General features: G+C 63.6%; 16 protein-coding genes and 1 pseudogene. 8 read left to right on the top strand and 9 right to left on the bottom strand.

The window, feature by feature from the left end:
- Window positions 1–482: pseudogene (locus MBENS4_RS19370) on the top strand (hypothetical protein); the annotation flags it as partial.
- Between the two features lie 106 nt (window positions 483–588).
- Window positions 589–1,074 (top strand): hypothetical protein, encoded by a 486-nt coding sequence (locus MBENS4_RS19360; RefSeq protein WP_144401007.1) that lies wholly within the window; start codon window positions 589–591, stop codon window positions 1,072–1,074.
- A gap of 141 nt (window positions 1,075–1,215) precedes the next feature.
- Here the strand turns inward: MBENS4_RS19360 and MBENS4_RS25940 are convergent, their stop codons facing one another.
- Complete coding sequence (locus tag MBENS4_RS25940) at window positions 1,216–1,377, bottom strand: hypothetical protein (RefSeq protein WP_159108104.1); 162 nt, start codon at window positions 1,375–1,377, stop codon at window positions 1,216–1,218.
- A 298-nt stretch (window positions 1,378–1,675) separates the two neighbouring features.
- Here MBENS4_RS25940 and MBENS4_RS27655 point away from each other — a divergent pair, with 298 nt between their 5' ends.
- From MBENS4_RS27655 to MBENS4_RS19350, 3 genes are all read left to right on the top strand, one after another.
- A complete protein-coding gene (locus MBENS4_RS27655) occupies window positions 1,676–1,828 on the top strand; it encodes a DUF6771 family protein (RefSeq protein ID WP_445321523.1) in 153 nt (50 codons plus the stop codon).
- Window positions 1,829–1,872: 44 nt separating this feature from the next.
- Window positions 1,873–2,349 (top strand): hypothetical protein, encoded by a 477-nt coding sequence (locus MBENS4_RS19355; protein ID WP_039393816.1) that lies wholly within the window; start codon window positions 1,873–1,875, stop codon window positions 2,347–2,349.
- Window positions 2,350–2,717: 368 nt separating this feature from the next.
- A complete protein-coding gene (locus tag MBENS4_RS19350) occupies window positions 2,718–3,194 on the top strand; it encodes a hypothetical protein (RefSeq protein ID WP_199904435.1) in 477 nt (158 codons plus the stop codon).
- A 36-nt stretch (window positions 3,195–3,230) separates the two neighbouring features.
- Here MBENS4_RS19350 and MBENS4_RS19345 read toward each other — a convergent pair whose 3' ends face one another.
- From MBENS4_RS19345 to ychF, 3 genes are all read right to left on the bottom strand, one after another.
- Window positions 3,231–3,983, bottom strand: a complete 753-nt coding sequence (locus tag MBENS4_RS19345) for a MauE/DoxX family redox-associated membrane protein (protein WP_039393814.1) — start codon at window positions 3,981–3,983, stop codon at window positions 3,231–3,233.
- Window positions 3,984–3,989: 6 nt separating this feature from the next.
- Window positions 3,990–4,796 carry a DUF1206 domain-containing protein gene (locus MBENS4_RS19340; protein WP_039393812.1) on the bottom strand — a complete coding sequence of 269 codons (807 nt, stop codon included), beginning with the start codon at window positions 4,794–4,796 and terminating at the stop codon, window positions 3,990–3,992.
- A gap of 126 nt (window positions 4,797–4,922) precedes the next feature.
- Window positions 4,923–6,023 (bottom strand): redox-regulated ATPase YchF, encoded by a 1,101-nt coding sequence (gene ychF / locus MBENS4_RS19335; RefSeq protein ID WP_039393810.1) that lies wholly within the window; start codon window positions 6,021–6,023, stop codon window positions 4,923–4,925.
- A gap of 152 nt (window positions 6,024–6,175) precedes the next feature.
- Here ychF and MBENS4_RS26920 point away from each other — a divergent pair, with 152 nt between their 5' ends.
- Window positions 6,176–6,469, top strand: a complete 294-nt coding sequence (locus tag MBENS4_RS26920; protein ID WP_052322554.1) for a tetratricopeptide repeat protein — start codon at window positions 6,176–6,178, stop codon at window positions 6,467–6,469.
- Window positions 6,470–6,552: 83 nt separating this feature from the next.
- Complete coding sequence (locus tag MBENS4_RS19330) at window positions 6,553–7,701, top strand: tetratricopeptide repeat protein (protein WP_052322553.1); 1,149 nt, start codon at window positions 6,553–6,555, stop codon at window positions 7,699–7,701.
- A 122-nt stretch (window positions 7,702–7,823) separates the two neighbouring features.
- On the opposite strand, the gene MBENS4_RS19325 is transcribed toward MBENS4_RS19330, so the two are convergent.
- From MBENS4_RS19325 to MBENS4_RS19305, 5 genes are all read right to left on the bottom strand, one after another.
- A complete protein-coding gene (locus MBENS4_RS19325) occupies window positions 7,824–8,216 on the bottom strand; it encodes a PEP-CTERM sorting domain-containing protein (protein WP_039393808.1) in 393 nt (130 codons plus the stop codon).
- 132 nt (window positions 8,217–8,348) lie between these two features.
- Complete coding sequence (gene pth / locus MBENS4_RS19320) at window positions 8,349–8,924, bottom strand: aminoacyl-tRNA hydrolase (RefSeq protein ID WP_039393803.1); 576 nt, start codon at window positions 8,922–8,924, stop codon at window positions 8,349–8,351.
- Between the two features lie 120 nt (window positions 8,925–9,044).
- On the bottom strand, window positions 9,045–9,665 hold the full coding sequence (locus MBENS4_RS19315) for a 50S ribosomal protein L25/general stress protein Ctc (RefSeq protein ID WP_039393801.1): 621 nt from the start codon (window positions 9,663–9,665) through the stop codon (window positions 9,045–9,047).
- A 135-nt stretch (window positions 9,666–9,800) separates the two neighbouring features.
- Window positions 9,801–10,667 carry a TraB/GumN family protein gene (locus MBENS4_RS19310; RefSeq protein WP_052322552.1) on the bottom strand — a complete coding sequence of 289 codons (867 nt, stop codon included), beginning with the start codon at window positions 10,665–10,667 and terminating at the stop codon, window positions 9,801–9,803.
- 11 nt (window positions 10,668–10,678) lie between these two features.
- Window positions 10,679–11,593, bottom strand: a complete 915-nt coding sequence (locus tag MBENS4_RS19305; RefSeq protein WP_039393799.1) for a TraB/GumN family protein — start codon at window positions 11,591–11,593, stop codon at window positions 10,679–10,681.
- A gap of 285 nt (window positions 11,594–11,878) precedes the next feature.
- Here MBENS4_RS19305 and MBENS4_RS19300 point away from each other — a divergent pair, with 285 nt between their 5' ends.
- A complete protein-coding gene (locus tag MBENS4_RS19300) occupies window positions 11,879–12,784 on the top strand; it encodes a glycine--tRNA ligase subunit alpha (protein WP_039393797.1) in 906 nt (301 codons plus the stop codon).
- Window position 12,785: the final 1 nt, after the last annotated feature.

Below are 12,785 nucleotides of genomic sequence, written 5' to 3'. Positions count from 1 at the left end.
CCTCTGTTGATACCCTCAAGGCGGGATCGGTGGAGACGGATAGCCTCGTGGTCAACTCGGTCACGAAGAAGCAGTTTTGGCAGGATAACTGGAGCGCGATTAGCTCGTCGAGTTTGGGCGCGCTGAGCGACGATGTTTGGTATGATTTCGGCCTATCCACCAACAAGGCCCGGACCACCTTCTTCAACGCCTATGACGGCGGCGAAGTCAGTCTGAAATGGTTCGTCAACTTGCAACGCACCGGGGGCGACAATGACCGCGTGTGGTTTCGCGTGATGCGCTCGTTCAACGGCGGTGCCTTCACGCAGGTGGGAGACATCCTTCGCGCGGGCATGGGCAACTTTCCGATGATGTTGCACTATGAGTGGATCGACACCGGGCTCGCCACGGGAAGCTACGACTACAAGGTTCAATTCTACCGCGACGAAGGCGTCGGCTCATACTACTCCGCCAAGTTGATCGTCGATCTCGGGTTCCGATGAGCACCGGGGCTTGCCCTGATCCTAAATACTTGATGGTTCAGAAGTTTGTTTCCGGGGCGCTTCATGCGCTGCAATTCGTGAAGGCGCGCCTCGAAGAGCGCAGCACTTGGGCGGCAATGTCGGCTGGCGTGATGGGCGCAGCGGCATTGCCGCATCCGTGGTGCTTGGCGGTCGCGGCGCTCGGCGTGCTTGGCGCGGTGGTGCCGACTTCCGGGAAGGCACCGGAATGAATTTCGAGATGACATCGCTCGTGGAGTGGGCGGCGGCACTTGGCACGATTTCGGCGGCTTGCGGCATCATTGTGCGCGCGATCACTCGCGATGTCGCCCGCGATGTCGTCGATGTCCGCCGAGAGAACTCCGACCTCAAGTATACTCTGAAAAACCAGACAGCCCGCATGGACGCCATCGAAAACCAGTCTACGGCTCAGGTCGAGCGCATCGTCAAATTCGAAAGCGCCGTCCAATCGTTCGACAAAGCCATCGAGCGTGTAGAACGCGGTCAGGACAAACTCGCTGACATGATCAACGACAGGTTCGATACGCTTGCGGTCTCAATCCGTGAGATCAGGACGGTGACGCCGAAGGGGTGAGCAAATTCAAATAGGCGTCTGCGGTCTTCTCGCCGCAGGCGAAGCCACGATCCCTATTTGCGTGCAACTCCCACGGAGGAAGCATCCGATGGCAAACCGCCAGCGCCAGAAAAAAGGACCAAGACAGGCTTCGGTATCTGGTCACCAGACACCTAATGCCTTCGTGGCGATCAGCGCCGACACAGGTCCGCCAATCGCCGTCGCAATCGACCAACGGTGCATGATCATCAAGGCGAGGATGGTCCAGCCGGGGCCACCCCGTTTCGTAATCTCGTTGAGAACTGAGGCTTGATATCGGTCCATCGGAATCCTTCCTCGCGCAAAAAAAATTTGCGAGCATTCAAGATTGTTCCGGTGGTGGGATATACGGACGGCGAAGTCCTTCGGACTATGTGACAGGTCTTGGCTTTACCTGTCAACTTGCCTTGCCTTGATGGCAAATTCGCACCCCCGTATATTACGCTTTCTTGCGTTGATTTGCACCATATCTGGTGTTTGTGCGCCACATGCAAACCGATAAGTCGATCTCATAGCCGCTTAATCGGCATCCAATGTTCTTTTAATGTTCTGCCTATGGTTATCACCCCCAATTCCATAGCCGATGCTCTCGAAAGCGCCCGGTTGGGCCAAGGTGGCGCTGACCGTCTCGTCATATCGCTTGCGGGACGATGCTCGTCAGGAGCGTGGACGGCATGTCTACGAGAAGCTTTTCCAGCCAGAGGCTGACATCGAGCAACTAAAGCTGCCACTGTAATGGGTTGGATGTTATGGGGTCAGTGAACTTCGGTAGGGGGAAGAATGGACGCCGAGCTTGATGGACTGATCCGCCGATTGAATGAGACTACCCCGCTCAGTCAGGAGCGGTCGAGCGACATCTATCGCGCTCATACTGAGCAGATGATCCAGAAGGCCATTGCGATGGCCGACGAGATCAACACGGCGAAGGAAATCGGCGACTTCATAAAGGCGGAGCGCCCTGACCTATCGATTTTGAACCAACCGGAGGCAGAGTTCCGGGCAGAGCTTCGCGCGATTGACAATGACCTGCCCCGGCAGATCGAAATTGTTCATGAGGCGCTGGACCATTGGTTTGCCACCGGCTTGATCGTCCCGCCCTACTACGCATGGCGGATTGCGATCATCCTTTCCAAGGCAAAGCGCGACGACGAGGAGAGGGCGTTCCTTGCTGCTTGGTGTCGCCATTTTGGCCGGGTTGTTGGCGGCACCTTTGCCAAGCTGGCTGAGCGTGCTCGGAAGCGCGGTATCACCGTATAGGAGGCTACATGGGAAAAGACGATTTTCGTTGCGATGTGTGCGGTGAGTATGCGCCCGCCCATGATCCAGAATGCTATTTCGGCGTGAATGGCAGGAAGCGTAGGGCTGCGGCTGAGGCCAAGAAATCCCGCAGCGGACATGCCATGCAGTTGCCCACGAAAAAGCTGTAAAGTTAGGGTCGTAGATGAACTGGTGGCATGGCGCTGCGGGTATGGGAACACCGATCAGGGCAAACCGTTCTCATCCTAACCACCGAGTGCAGGTTGCTCAAAAAACGGCGGAAATCGGTGCTTTGGAGCCGAGTTTCTTAGGTTGACTTGGGTTAAGCTGGCTCACGCAGATATCGAGAAACTGTTCGGGCGAAAGTGATGCACGCAAGATGGATGGGGCTGGCGCTGGTTGCGGCGCTGGCCGGCTGTGGCTCCGAGGATACCGTGGCCGAAAGGAAGGCCGATGCGGCGAAGGACGTCGCCATGGTCAAGCGGATGAGCAAGGCTCCGTTCGAGCCGATCATCCCGCAGCCCATCGCCGATGTGGACATGGAGCGCTATGGCCTGTCGCATCGCGGCTGCCGCTTCACGGCCAAGGGCGATGAGAACCCGATCTTCGTCGCAGGTCCGGACGAGGGCTTCATGATCGTGCCGCCCGATCTTGACCGCTATGCCGCGCGCACGACCAGTGCCGAGCTGCCGGGCGGCGCGCATTCGACGTACACCGGCCTTGAAAACTGGCTGGATATCATCCGCTTGCCCGACGCTGAGACGGGCGGGGATGCCGTCAACTGGCCCGCGCGCATCATGCTCCACGATGCGCAGGAGCGGGTCGCCTTCATGGCCGACGGATGATGGACTGCACACCGCCGGACACCGACTAGCGTCGCGTTACAGGGTGGTGGTCTTTATCAGCATCCAAAGCGCCATGCCGACCATGAACAGGTTCTCGGTGAGCGAGACGAAACCCAGGGGCACGTTCGCCGACCCGCCCACGCAGGCGCACTTGAGCTCGCGCTTCTGGATGTAGACCGCATAGAAGACCGAGGCCGCGCCCACGCTTCCGATGCCGAGTGCCACGGGGATCGAGAGGATGGGCAGGACATGCGCGGTCATCAGCGCGCCGGCCGTCCATTCCAGGAACGGATAGGCATAGGCGTAGGGCACATAGCGCCGGGCCAGAAGATCGTAGCCGAGGAACATCGTCGAGAACTGCTCGACATCCTGGAGCTTGAGCATGGCGAGCAGCATCATCGCGATCGAGACGAACCACTCGGCGGTCAGCACGGTCAGCGCGCTGCCGAGGACGGCCCAGCTGCTCGCGATCGCGAGAGCTGCGGCGGTCAGGAATACGGCCAGGACGGGCGTGTAGCTTTTCCGGTCCGCGTCCGGCACATCCAGCTTCAGGAACTTGCGCAGGTCGGTGTAGCCGCCGATGCGCTGCCCCGCGATGAAGATCTGCGGGGTCGTCTTCACATCGTGCTTTTCCTGGAAGGCGTCCGTCTGCTCACGGGTCTGCAGCCAATGATCCTCGACCTCGTAGCCCTTGCGCTCCAGCAGGTGCTTCGCCTTGAGGCCGAAGGGGCAGATATGCTTGTCCATCACCATGCGGTAGAGGACGGCGTGCTGGTTGGGGTGGGGCATGGCAGATCAACTCAGGGCCTGGCGGGCGGCGTGGAACTTGCGGCCCGGATCGGGAATGATGCGGTAGCGCGCGATGATGAGGCTGAAGAGCCCGAACAGCAGGAGACCTGCGGCCACCGCTGTATGGATCGCGCCCATCTCGCGCAGGTCGAGAATGGCCCCGCCTACCGAGCGGGCCTCGGAGCTGTTTTCCGACCAGGCCGAGCGCAGCAGCGACCATCCGATGAGAAGGTAGACCACCGCGCGGGCGGCATAACCGGCACGCCCAAGCCAGCAGCTCCAGGTCGGGGCGCGGGGGGAGACCCACTTCATGAAGCCGAGCGTGAAGGCCTCGCGCGCCTGGAAGAGAGCGCCGGTCACCAGCGCGACACCGGCGATGGCAAGCGCAACGGGACCAAGCTCGAAACCGAGCGCGGTCGAGACCATGTCGTGCGTACGGTCGCCTGCACTCTGCTTGCTGCCGATGGCGAACTGGAGCGCTGACCAGGCAAGGCCGAGGTGGAGCACGCCGCTGCACAGGTGCCCTGTGCGTGTGGCGATGCCCTTGGCATCGGTTCCGCGGTTCTCGATGTCGAGAAAGGCGGAGGAAAAGCGGAACAGGGCGTAGCCCAGAAGTCCGGCTGAGGCGGCAAAGAGGATCGGGACGCCGCCCGGGATGTGCTGGATGTAACCCAGAACACCGGACTGGCCGGAGCTGACCGTCTGCGTCGAGGAACTCGACAGGGCCAGATAGCCCAGCAGGGCGTAGACGACGCCGCGCGCCACGAAGCCCAGACGGGCGAGCCAGACGATCTTTTCGGATCGGTCGATCATGGGGAGCGTGTTCCTCGCAACTCGTTAAGGGGTTGCAAGGGCAACGCATGGGCCTGCGTTTAGTGCCGAACCTGCCCCGCCCCCTCAAGTCGGAGGGGGGGGATGCAAGCTGAAGTGGGGGCTGGATCAGACGTTGAACTTGAAGTGCATGACGTCGCCGTCGTGCACCACGTATTCCTTGCCTTCCTGACGCAGCTTGCCCTGTTCCTTGGCGGCCGCTTCGCCGCCGAGAGCCACGAAATCGTCGAAAGCGATGGTTTCGGCGCGGATGAAGCCGCGCTGCATGTCGGAGTGGATCTCGCCTGCGGCCTCAGGCGCCTTGGCGCCCTTGTGGACGGTCCAGGCGCGCGCTTCCTTGGGGCCGACCGTGAAGAAGGTCAGCAGCTCGAGAAGCTCGTAGCCAGCGCGGATGATGCGCGCGAGGCCGGCTTCGGCCAGGCCCATTTCCTCAAGGAACACACCGCGGTCTTCCTTATCCATGCCGACCAGTTCGGCCTCGATGGCGGCCGAGACGATGACCGCGGTCGCGCCCTCGGCAGCGGCCTTCTCGAAGACGCGCTGGGAGAATTCGTTACCCTCGGCAGCCGCTTCTTCCTCGACGTTGCAGACGTAGAGGACGGGCTTTGCGGTCAGGAGCTGGGCCTGGCGGAAGACGCGTTCTTCTTCCTCGTCCTTGGGCTCGGTCAGGCGGGCGGGCTTGCCTTCGCGCAGGAGTTCGAGCGCCTGGCCCAGGACCGAGGCGGCGATCTTGGCTTCCTTGTCGCCGCTCGCACCGCGCTTCTGGGCCGCGGGGACGCGCTTCTCGAGGCTTTCAAGGTCGGAGAGCAGGAGCTCGGTCTCGACCGTGTCGGCATCCGCAATCGGGTCGACCTTGTTGTCGACGTGCTGAATGTCGTCGTTCTCGAAGCAGCGCAGCACGTGGATGATCGCGTCGACTTCACGAATGTTGCCGAGGAACTGGTTGCCCAGGCCTTCGCCCTTCGAGGCGCCGCGCACGAGCCCGGCGATGTCCACGAACGAAAGCTGGGTCGGGATGATCTTGGCCGACCCCGCGATCTCGGCCAGCTTGTCGAGGCGCGGATCGGGAACGCCGACCTGCCCGACGTTGGGCTCGATCGTGCAGAAGGGATAGTTGGCAGCCTGGGCAGCCTGCGTCTCGGTGAGCGCATTGAACAAGGTTGACTTGCCGACATTGGGCAGGCCCACGATTCCGCAACGGAAACCCATTATCTACTCCGGTAAGAAAATTTGGCTGCCCATAGCGCCGCAGCGCCCTCTTGGCCAGTTTTAGCGGTGCTTTTCGGTTCAGGAAATGCACAAAGGGGATCAGGCACGTGCGCATAACGGAAAGTTCAGGGCTTGTCGCTAGGTAGCATGCCATGAGCCGATCCCTCCCCCGCTTCGCGCTGCCCTTCGTGGCCCTTTCGTTGCTCGCCGCGTGTGGCGACAGTCCCGAGACCCTCCTTGGAAAGGCGCAGGATAGTCTGGCACGGGAGGATTTCGACCAGGCGCGTGTCGAGGTCGCCTCGGCCTTGCAGGAGGATCCGGGTAATGCGGCCATGCTCGAAGTGCTGGCGCGCGCTTACCTGGGGCTGGGTGATCCCGATGGGGCGGAAGGCGCGCTTCGTCCCTGGAACAGGCGGGCGGAACGGGGAGCGGCCTCTCGGTCCTGAAGGCCGAGATTGCGCTGCTGCGGGGACGACCTGCCGAGGCGCTTGAGCGTCTGGGCGCCGCAGAAGGCGAAGATGCCGCCCGCGTGCGCGCCGAGGCCAATCTGGCGCTCGACCAGCGCGAGGCCGCCATTGCCGCGTTTGAGGCGGGGATGGAGCAGGGCGGCGGTATTCGCCTCGCCGAGGCTTATGCGCGTTTCCGATTGCAGGAAGGCCAGTTCGACGCGGCCGAGGGGATCTACCGCCGGATGGTCGCGCGCGATGCGGGGGCTTACGAAACGCTCGTGTTGGCTGGAGATCTCGCGGCTGCGCGAGGCCAGACCGAGGCCGCCATTGCGGCTTTCCGCAAGGTGGTGGAGGCCTATCCCGACCGGCCGGCACCGCGCGTGGCGTTGGCCAACCAGTACGACATCAAGGGCGATGTCGACGCGGCCACGAAGGCCATCGAGACCGCCCGCAAGGATCTGGGGGCGACGCCCGAGATCGAGGCAATGCGGATACAGCTTCTCTCCGAGAAGGGCGAGTGGGAGACGATCCGCACGACCTTGCAGGCGCGTGAGGCCCAGCTTGAGCCGGGCTCACCGCTCAGTCTCAGTTACGGCGAAGCGCTGCTGCGTCTTGGCCATGCCGAGCAGGCGCGGGTGATATTCCAGAGGGCCTCACTGGCGCTTCCGGGCAATCCCTATTCCCGGCTCATGCTCGGAATTGCGCAGATCGAGACCGACAATCCCGGTGATGCCTGGGAGACCTTGCGCCCCCTTGCGATGAGCCCGCTGGCTGGACCGCAAGCCATCAACGCCGCGCGCCAGGCGGCCGACGCGGTGGGGGCGCCCGAAGCGGCAGCGCTGGCCGCACGGCTCGAACCGGCGCGGCTCAAGGCCGCACAGGCGCGTATCGAGGACGGCGCTCGGGCCATGGCGCGGCAGGAGTGGGCGAAGGCGGTGGCGATCTATCAGCCCATGCTGTCAGGTGCAGGAGATGCCGAAGTGCTGCGCCGCCTTGCCTTGGCCCACATGCACATGGGCGAGGTCGAGAGCGCGGTGGGCTATGCCGACCGCGCGATGGCGCAGGCTCCCGACAACCCCGATTGCATTTACGTGGCCGGGCTTGTCCGTCTGGAAGGTGGGATGCAACTGGAGAAGGCGCGGCAACTTCTGCGCATGGCCGCGAAAGCCGATCCCGGCAACGCGGCCATTTCCCGTTCGCTCGCAAAGGCAATGGCCGCCGAAGGCTGAACCTTCGACGGCCTTTCGGGGCTGCGTGCATCCACCAACGGGAATGGCGGCGCGCTTACCCGATGTCCGGCCTGCGCGCCCGTGATGGGCGTGGGCGCGCGGCAGGTGTATCGTGCGCTGGCTCAGGCGACCCGACGCTTGCGGCGGCGCGCATAGGCAAGGCCAATGAGGCCCAGGCCCATCATGCCCAGCATGCCGGGTTCGGGAACATCGGTGCCGCCCGACGAACCACCGGATGTACCACCCGAAGTGGTGGTCGTGCCACCCGAGGTCGTCGTCGTGGTGCCGCCCGAAGTGGTCGTGGTGCCGCCCGAGGTGGTGGTGGTGCCACCGGAGGTCGTCGAGGTGCTGCCACCGCACATGGTGGAGCCGCCCGAGTGACCGCAATCGCAGTAGTGCGAGTGGGTGCCGCCCGAGGACGTCGGCCACCAGAAGAAGGTGGCGTGCGCAGGGGTGGCGAAGGCGACCGAAAGTGCCGTGGAAATAGCGAGAGTATTGAAAGTCTTGCGAAGCATCCTGACGTATCCCCTGTAAACTTGAGATGTGCGCCAATCTTAGCAATGGCTGTGCCAATCGCAGTTTTCAGCCATAGTTAGTGGTTAATATAACTAACCGCATTACACAACTGTAAACTAACTCGACAGAAGTCAGCCCTGCTGGCGCAGGGCGATCTCGCTCATGAAGCGTGGGTCGTTGCCTTCGGCGAGCCAACCGGCCTCGGCGGCAATCGCCCCGAGCATGTCGGCGAGCGGGTCGATTTCGGCCTTGGCATAATTACCCAGCACATACCCGGTGACCCGATCCTTGTGGCCGGGATGTCCGATGCCCAGGCGAACCCGGCGGTAGTCTGGGCCCAGGTGCTGGCCGATGGAGCGCAGGCCATTGTGCCCGGCATGGCCGCCGCCCTGCTTCACCTTGACCTTGAACGGGGCGAGATCGAGCTCGTCATGAAAGACGGTAAGGGCGTCGGGCTCCAGCTTGTAGAAGCGCATGGCCTCGCCGACCGAGCGGCCGCTCTCGTTCATGAAGGTCGCGGGCTTGAGCAGCAGGATCTTGTCGCTCCCGAGCCGACCTTCCTGGAGCCAGCCCTGGAATTTCTTCTGGACAGGGCCGAAGCGGTGCACGTCGGCAATCGTATCGAGGGCCATGAAGCCCACGTTGTGCCGCTGCATGGCATATTGCGGTCCCGGGTTGCCAAGTCCCACCCACAGTTGCGTGGCCATTGCCTGTCCTTTCGGTCTGTCCTGAGCGCGCGCTTACTGGCGTGCAAGCGCCCAAAAGAAAAGGCTCTTTCCGCGCACCGGTGGCCGGGGCGGAAAGGGCCTGAACTTGTCGCGAGGCGATTACTCGGCGGTTTCGCCTTCGGCCTTGGTCGTGTCGCCTTCTTCGCTCTTGAGAGCCGAGGGCGCCGCGATCGTCGCGATGGTGAAGTCGCGGTCCGTGATCGCCTGCTCGACGCCGGCGGGCAGCGTCACGTGGCTGGCGTGGATCGATTCGCCGACGTCGAAGCCGGTGACGTCGATCGAGATTTCGTCGGGGATCTTGTCCGCGGGGCAGACCAGCTCAAGCTCGTGACGCACGATGTTGAGCACACCGCCACGCTTCAGGCCCGGCGACAGCTCTTCGTTGGCGAACGCGACGGGCACGTTGACGTGCACGGTGGCGTTCTTCGAGAGGCGCAGGAAGTCCGCGTGGAGCGGAATGTCGGTCACGGGATCGAAGGCAACGTCCTTGGGGAGCGTACGCAGCTTCTTGCCAGCGACTTCGACCTCGACGATCGAGTTGAAGAAGTGGCCAGTGCCGAGCTGGCGGACCAGCTCCCTCTGCTCGACGTGGATCGCGATGGGCTCTTCGTTGTTGCCATAGACCACGGCGGGGACACGACCTTCACGACGCAGGGCGCGGGAGGCTCCCTTGCCTGCCCGTTCGCGCGTCTCGGCCGGCAGGGTAAGCGTATCGCTCATAGTACTTGCCTTTCGAAAACTGGATAAAGTAGCGGTGCGAGGCCGACCATCGGCCCGCAACCTTCCGTCACGCCTCCAGGGATGACCATGACAGAAGGCAGGGCCCTTATGCGCAAAGGCGCGCAAAGGCAAGCGCTATTGCAGGCGCTCGACCGTGAGCCCCGCGCGCTCGAGGAGGGCAACGAGACCGTCCGGGCCGACCATGTGCGCCGCGCCCACGGCCACGAACGGGCGTCGGTCCTCGCGCACAGTCTTGGCGATCTTGTCCGCCCACGCCGCGTTGCGGGCCGTGAAGAGCGCTTCGCGCAGTTCCGGATCGGCCAGCAGTCCCCGGCGCGTCTCGGCTTCGAGCGCCGTGATGTCACCTCTGCGCCAGCCTTTGAGCAGATCCGCGCCGTCCGGGGAGGTGGCTTCCTGGGCAACGGCCCCCAGAAGGTCGCGTTGTTCGCGTTCGGGAAGGGTATCGAAGATCCCGAGCTGCGCCTCGGCACCCTCCAGTTCAAGCACCGGACGCGCGCCTGCGGCTTGCAGTACTGCGCGGTCGACGCCATTGGCGGCGTCGCCGCCGTCTTCCGAATTGCGCGCCAGTGTCAGCGCAGCAGCCCAGGTCTCGACCTCGCGAAACTGTCCGTCGGCATAGCCGGCCTTGTCCATGAGGGCCTTCAGAGCCGGCCGGTCATCGGGGGCGACCCGCGTGCTCAGGGGAGGCTCGTTCTCGCCTTGCGCAAGGCGCGCGAAGGTGGCTGCAACAGCGGCGTCGTCCTGCAGATTGCCGACTTCGACCATGATCGCACCGGCCTTCGTTAACGCCCCGTCGATCGTGTCGCTGCGCCAATCAAGCGGAGCGGGCGCGCTGTGGATCGTGCCGAAAAGCCAGCCCTCGTGGCCGGCTTCATCGCGCACGGCCCACAAGGCCGGGGTTGCGGGCAGGGGCTCGGGCCCGCAGGCACCAAGCGCCAGTCCCAGCAGCAAGGTGGCTAGAAGTCCGCGAAGCATGCGCATTGGCAGCGGCCTTACTGGACGCGCTCGGCGGTAATGCCTTCGCGCGCGAGCAGGTCCTGTACGCTGTCCTTTCCGGCCAGGTGTCCCGCACCGACTGCAACAAAGACCTCGCCTGGTGTTTCGAGGCGCTCTTCCAGCCATGCGGTCCAGTTGCGGTTGCGCGTGGTCAGGAGCGCTTCGCGGATGGCCGGGTCGCTTTCCTGTTCGTTCAGGATCTGGGCGAGCTTCTGCGCCTTTCCGGCCCTCCAGGCACCGACCATCTCGGTGATGTCGGCTTCCATCGTGGGCAGGCCCTCGATGACTTCGGCGAGGTAGGTTTCCTGGGTCTCGGGTGAGAGGTTGTCGAACTGGCCAAGCTGGTATTCGGGTGTTTCGAGCGCCTGGTGATCCATGCCGCGCGCCTTGGCGAGCTCGGAAACCTGGGTGTCGACGCCGTGCGCAAGGTCATAGCCTGCGGCCTGGAGCGGGAGCAGCGAAAGCATCAGGGCCGCAAACCAGCTGTCGGTGCGGTCAAACGCGTCGAGCGGAAGGCCGAGCTTGCGAAGGGCGGCTTCGTAGCTGGCGCGGTGCTCGCTCGTCAGCGTGTCGCGCAGGTTCTTCCCGTCCTCGCGCTGGCTGAGGCGCATCATTATGGCCTGCGTCCGTGCCTGTGCGTCCATCGGGACCTCGGTGACGAGCGTATCCGACGCGGCAAGCGCTTGCGCGACCGCACCGCTGTTCCAGTCCACCGCCTCGGGCAGGACATGGATCGTGCCGAACAGCCAGATCGTCGTGTCCTCGTCCGCGACCTTCCAAAGCGCCGGGCGCACCGGTTCGGCCGCCGCCTCGGCGGGGAGGGGGGCGGGCTCCTCGGCGCGGGCCGGGCCGGGCAGGGCAAGGGAGCAAAGGGCAAGGCTGGCGGTGAGCGATAGGAAACGTGTGCGCATGGTGGCGTATTGAATAGGGAGCCGCAGCGTGCGCGGGTAGGGTGAAAATCGGATAATCGTGGGAAAGTGGGCCGCATCTGGAGCCGTCGCCGCCTAGGGGCGGGTCTTTCCGATCGTGTCGGCGCGGCAAGGATGTTGTGAGGATGTGGTGAGGATACTGCGGCAGGTTGTTCCCCAAATCCCGCACCTGGGTGGGAAATGGGTGCAGCGCAGTTGATTTGCCGGGCTCCATCCGCCAAAGGCGGGCCGTCACATTCGACACGAAAAGAACAAGACGGATTACCCATGCCGACGCCTGCGAAAGAGCCGCTCAGCTTTCAGGACATGATCCTCACGCTCCACAATTACTGGAGCAAGCAGGGCTGCCTGATCCTTCAGCCTTACGACATGCGCGTGGGCGCGGGTACGTTCCACCCGGCAACGACGCTGCGCTCGCTGGGTCCTGAGCCCTGGAAGGCGGCCTACGTGCAGCCCTCGCGCCGTCCGACCGATGGCCGCTATGGTGAGAACCCGAACCGTCTCCAGCACTACTACCAGTACCAGGTGGTCCTGAAGCCGAACCCGGAGAACCTCCAGGAACTCTACCTTGCAAGCCTGGCCGAGATCGGGATCGACCCGCTCGCGCACGACATTCGCTTCGTGGAGGACGACTGGGAAAGCCCGACTCTGGGCGCCTGGGGGCTGGGCTGGGAAGTCTGGTGCGACGGCATGGAAGTCACCCAGTTCACCTACTTCCAGCAGGTCGGCGGGTTCGACTGCAAGCCGGTGACGGGCGAGCTGACCTATGGTCTGGAGCGCCTTGCGATGTACATCCAGGGTGTCGACTGGGTCTATGACCTCAAGTTCAACAACGAGGGCGTCACCTACGGCGACGTTTTCCTGCAGAACGAGAAGCAGCAGTCGAAGTACAACTTCGAGATCGCCGACACCGACGCGCTGTTCGCAGGCTTCAAGGCCGCCGAGGCGGAAAGCCAACGCTGCATCGAGGCGAAGATCCCGCTCGCCGCCTACGACCAGGCGATCGAGGCCAGCCACTTGTTCAACCTGCTGCAGGCACGCGGCGTGATCTCGGTACAGGAGCGTGCCAGCTACATCGGCCGCGTGCGCGATCTCGCCAAGGGGGCCTGCGCCTCGCACATCGAAGTGAATGCGGAACGCTGGGAAAAGGATTTCCCGGGGTGGAGTGCGTAAG

This window comes from Novosphingobium sp. MBES04 (assembly GCF_000813185.1).
In the GTDB taxonomy this organism is placed as follows: Bacteria; Pseudomonadota; Alphaproteobacteria; order Sphingomonadales; family Sphingomonadaceae; genus Novosphingobium; species Novosphingobium decolorationis.
Note: the sequence above shows the minus strand (reverse complement) of the source record. Positions and strands in the feature narration are given on the sequence as shown.